General features: G+C 46.6%; 4 protein-coding genes. 2 read left to right on the top strand and 2 right to left on the bottom strand.

Features of this window, described 5'->3' with window-relative positions; all coding sequences use genetic code 11:
• Positions 1 to 570: 570 nt before the first annotated feature.
• Complete coding sequence (locus KDK15_RS18400; RefSeq protein ID WP_257296853.1) at positions 571 to 1059, bottom strand: DUF29 domain-containing protein; 489 nt, start codon at positions 1057 to 1059, stop codon at positions 571 to 573.
• 455 nt (positions 1060 to 1514) lie between these two features.
• Between KDK15_RS18400 and KDK15_RS18395 the strand changes: the two genes are divergently transcribed.
• Complete coding sequence (locus tag KDK15_RS18395; protein ID WP_257296852.1) at positions 1515 to 1991, top strand: hypothetical protein; 477 nt, start codon at positions 1515 to 1517, stop codon at positions 1989 to 1991.
• Positions 1992 to 2075: 84 nt separating this feature from the next.
• Positions 2076 to 3062, top strand: a complete 987-nt coding sequence (locus KDK15_RS18390; protein ID WP_257296851.1) for a hypothetical protein — start codon at positions 2076 to 2078, stop codon at positions 3060 to 3062.
• A gap of 8 nt (positions 3063 to 3070) precedes the next feature.
• Here KDK15_RS18390 and KDK15_RS18385 read toward each other — a convergent pair whose 3' ends face one another.
• Complete coding sequence (locus tag KDK15_RS18385) at positions 3071 to 4591, bottom strand: aldehyde dehydrogenase family protein (RefSeq protein ID WP_257296850.1); 1521 nt, start codon at positions 4589 to 4591, stop codon at positions 3071 to 3073.
• Positions 4592 to 4796 lie beyond the last annotated feature (205 nt).

Here is a 4796-nt window from a genome sequence, read left to right as displayed (position 1 = left end):
GGAGTTCGTGTGAGACTTGGGGAGCATGGGTTGATTCGCCATCGTAAAAGCTCCCGCTGTGGAACTTTTATGCGATAACCAAGCCTGTTCCCTGAGCAATGAACTGTGAAACAGAAACGTTCTTGAGCGATCAAGAACCCCCGCCCGCCAGGGCGGGGAGTGTCAGAGACAGGTATACAGATAAGCCTACAGGAATGCCTACAGAAACGCTTGCAAATAGGAATGCAGCAGCTCGCGGCAGTGAAACTGTTCGCCCGAAACACTGAAGCTGACAACAAAACGGTTCTGGATTATCCCATTGTTCATTAACTGCAGCACCCTGAAGCTGGTGCATTTGAATAGTTGGTGATGCTACTCGCATGTGGCTGTCCTGAAAATACTTGCTGAAAATACTTATGATACCTTGCTGGCAGGCCATGCCAGAAGCAGGGGGATGGTGCTGGTCAGGAGCACTGGCTACTCGCTGCAGCGTAGCCGGTTTAGGTGTTGAATCCGGGCTCTCCATCTGCGCCACGGCAGACTGGCTGATGCCCAGTACTTTGGTTTTTATGGTGACAGTGGCGGGGAGCTTTAGGGCAGCCAGTCTTCTTCAGTCATCTGGTCGAATGGCCATGGACACCGGTCAGGAAAGTCAGATTCTGCCACTTGCTGATGTTTTTGCAGGTAGGGGTTCAATTCCCGTACAGCGAGTCTTCTGGCATCGGGATAAGCTTCAGTGATCTGCTCATCGACCTGTGGCCTGACGTGTGGGTTCTTCCTGACCAGCTTGTTAATGGCCAGTCGTGTCCGGTCGATGGTTTTCAGCCAGTCCCGGCATTGGTAGGGATCTGGCAACAGAGGATTCACAACCCGTTGCTGGTATTCGTACTTGAGCAGGTGCAGGATCAGGGTGGTCAGTCGGTGTTCCAGCGTGCCCAGTTCACTGCCCATGCTTTCGATTTCCCAGAACAGGTTTTCTATATCCAGTTGATCATACTGGCCGTTACGGAATTTTTCTTTTTGCTGCTCAATCCACTGAAAACGGTCTGTTTCATACAGATTGTTTTTGCTGTTTTGCATTGCCTGCATCCTTTTATTTACTGTTCACTATTCTAGGTTACCCATGGCCAAATTTCCCGCACTGACCGCCAGCGTAGACCGCTATTTGCGCGAGTCCGGCTGGCCGGGCGCAGTGGCAATGCCGGAGACAAATGCCGTTGCCCCGGATGAGTAAGTAGTTAACCAAATGTAATCGAACATTTTTGTTCGATTAATCAGTAATTAAGCCTAAAATCCTGTGTAGCAAGGGATACAGGAACAAGGTGTTAGAGTAACTGACTAATCGGTTAGTGATTTATGCCAAAGCAAATTGTGAACTACTTAACCCGGTGGTCGCTCTGCCTGGAACCTTGACCTCAAGCAGATGGAAAAGGACCTCAGTACTCTTTTTTCTGCAAAAAAAATGAGTAGTCTTACCTCTAATGTCCAAATAAACAACGCAGATAGAAATACAATAAACAAAATGGGGATTATTAATGAACGTCACAATACACGGACTTGCTGCATTCTCGTACTCATGGAACAAGGAGCGGGATCATCAAGTTTCAATGATAAAAGCCTTTAAAAGAGCTGTAATGGCAATATCGACTGGAATAACAATAAATGCGGATGATGTTCGTTTAATGTTGCAGGATTACCCAACGAGTATTTTTGCCAGATCCGTCAGCAAAAGACCTGTCTTATCAAACTTGCTCTATACCGACGACAGTGCTCACCATCAACAAACCGCCTTGTCTACCACACGGGGTGGTGTACTGAATCCTTTGGGCACAAATGCATCTGAATTGTCCTGCCTTACAGATATTTCAGTGGAGCCAACAGATATTTCAGTGGTGCCAACAGATATTTCAATGGAGCCAATGACTTCCACTAGTGACAAAGAAGAGCCTCGCACAGATGAAAGCGATGCTGATTGCCTGACAGATAAAAAAACCGTTATAAAAGATAAATAAAATCAAAGAGAAATTACTCCTGTAACAACAACCATTACCCAACATCCCATTAAAGTTGATACCACAAGTAGATTTGCCCGCCCCATGAATGAAGATGATTTTTCATTCCTGAGTGATTTTACCTGCAAGGAAATTACAGAAAAGGAACTAACTGACAGGAAAGACTTTCTTGATAACTGGTTTGCCAACTACGGTGATACATTTGCTGCCCATGCGTCACCAACTATTGCTGAAGGCTGTCAATCAATGCTTGTTGAGGATCAGCAGCTTTTATCAGCGGAAGCCCTGTGTAGAAAGGGCTTCTATGAAACTAGAGTACTGCAGAAACGGGTAAACTTGAAATATGATATTGAAGAAATAAAAAAATTGATACTTCAGGAAAATATCCCTCTTTACGATATTAAGATCGAACCGAGAGAGGACAAAAATTACTTATTTCAATATACGTATGCAAAAGATGGAGTTGAATTATCGGTTAAGGAAAAGATTGCTTTCTTCGATAGAGTAGAGCAAATTGCTACTATTAATCGCATTCCCACATCATTAATTCTTTTGACATTGGATGAAATGAGAGATATAGACAGTAGAGTTAACGCTTTGGTGCATTCAGCATATACCAATCTGCAGCAACAAATAAAGGCGCCTATGCTCTTGCAGCATGCCTTTGCAAATTTGTTAACAATCAAAAACCACATTCTGGCATTTAATTCCGAAATCTCTTGTGAGTTGAGTTTTTGTCCTCAATCAGTTTATTGGGCAGATGGCAATCTGGTTATTCTCAAAGGCAAATTGCCTGAAAGTGTCGTCAACAGGCAAAGTATTCAGAAGCATGAAGTGTTTGGGTTACAGTCAATGGAAAATGGAGGCAATCTGTACAATGTGGACCTCCATGAGTATGATGTCTTGATTCTTGCTCCGCGCTTTATAAACGGTCACTCTCTGGAGGGATTAAGGAGTGAAAAAGGATATAAAAATATGTTTTTTTATGATGAACTCCCTGCTGAATATCTTGATAAGTTACATGTACCTGAAGATTTAAGAACGGATGAACAAACGTCCACTGGCCATTGATTTATCGATCAGAAGAAGCCCAGAGGATTGATATCGTAACTTACCAGCAGGTTTTTCGTCTGCTGATAATGCTCCAGTGCCCGCTTGTGGGTTTCCCGACCAACACCTGACTTTTTATAACCACCAAAAGCGGCATGGGCCGGATAATGGTGGTAACAGTTGGTCCATACCCGGCCAGCTTCAATACCACGACCCATTCGGAAAGCACGGTTCATATCCCGGGTCCAGACACCTGCACCCAGACCGAACTCGGTTTCATTGGCGATGGTCAGGGCTTCGGCTTCGTCTTTAAAGGTGGTGACACCCACTACGGGTCCGAAGATCTCCTCCTGGAATACCTTCATATCATTAGTGCCCTTCATCAGGGTGGGCTGAATATAGAAGCCTTTTTCAAACTCGCTGCCAACATTTTCCTTGCCGCCACCAATCAGGAACTGTACCCCTTCACGGCGGCCAATTTCCAGGTAGCTCATGATTTTATCAAACTGTTCAAGGGAAGCCTGGGCACCGACCTGGGTTTCTGTATCCAGTGGGTTGCCCCGTTTGATCTGCTGGGCACGCTCCACCACTTTACTGATAAACGCATCGTAAATGGACTCTTGAATCAGAACCCGGGAAGGGCAGGTACATACCTCACCCTGATTGAAGAAGGCCAGTACCGTGCCTTCCACACATTTGCTCAGGTATTCGTCTTCCTGCTCAAGCACATCCTCAAAATAGATATTGGGCGACTTGCCCCCCAGCTCTACGGTGGAAGGGATGATGTTTTCTGCGGCGCATTTCAAAATATGCGAACCCACCGGGGTCGAGCCGGTAAAGGCTATTTTGGCAATGCGCTTGCTGGTGGCCAGTGCTTCACCCGCTTCTGGTCCATAGCCGTTTACCACATTCAGCACACCCGCAGGCAGGAGGTCTTCAATCAGCTCCATCATCACCAGAATGGAGGCAGGGGTTTGTTCGGCGGGTTTCAAAACAACACAGTTTCCGGCTGCCAGCGCCGGTGCCAGTTTCCAGGCTGCCATCAGCAGGGGAAAATTCCATGGAATAATCTGACCAACAACCCCCAGGGGTTCATGGAAATGGTACGACACTGTTTGACTATCAATATCCGCAGCGGAACCTTCCTGAGCGCGGATGCAGCCAGCGAAATAACGAAAATGATCCACAGCCAGAGGGAGATCGGCAGCCAGGGTTTCACGAACGGCTTTACCGTTATCCCAGGTTTCAGCAATGGCCAGTTTTTCCAGGTTTTGTTCAATACGGTCGGCAACTTTAAGGAGTATGTTTGATCGCTCAGTGGCGGAAGTTTTGCCCCAGGCGGCTTTGGCTTCATGGGCCGCATCCAGTGCCAGGTTGATGTCCGCCTCACCGGACCTTGGAACCTGACAGATCACAGAGCCATTCACCGGAGAAGTATTATCGAAATATTCGCCAGAGACAGGCGGAACCCACTGTCCGCCAACATAGTTTTCGTATTGGGTTTTAAAATTGACGAGAGCGCCGGACTCACTGGGATTTTTGTAGATCATGGTATGACTACCTGCTTTAAGGAGTATTGCTGCCAACGCTGGATAAGGGTTGGCAGGCAGCCGATATGATTAGCACTGTGGCAGAGTTGAAGCGAAGCAATGAGTTCAGTGTATGGAATATATCAGTCTATTCTAGGACAGCCTCCTAGGCGAATTTGCCACAAACTTGGTTTTCGTTAGTGGCAGTGACAAGGTAGTAGCAACC

The sequence above is a fragment of the Endozoicomonas sp. YOMI1 genome (genome assembly GCF_024606345.1).
In the GTDB taxonomy this organism is placed as follows: domain Bacteria; phylum Pseudomonadota; class Gammaproteobacteria; order Pseudomonadales; family Endozoicomonadaceae; genus Endozoicomonas.
Note: the sequence above shows the minus strand (reverse complement) of the source record. Positions and strands in the feature narration are given on the sequence as shown.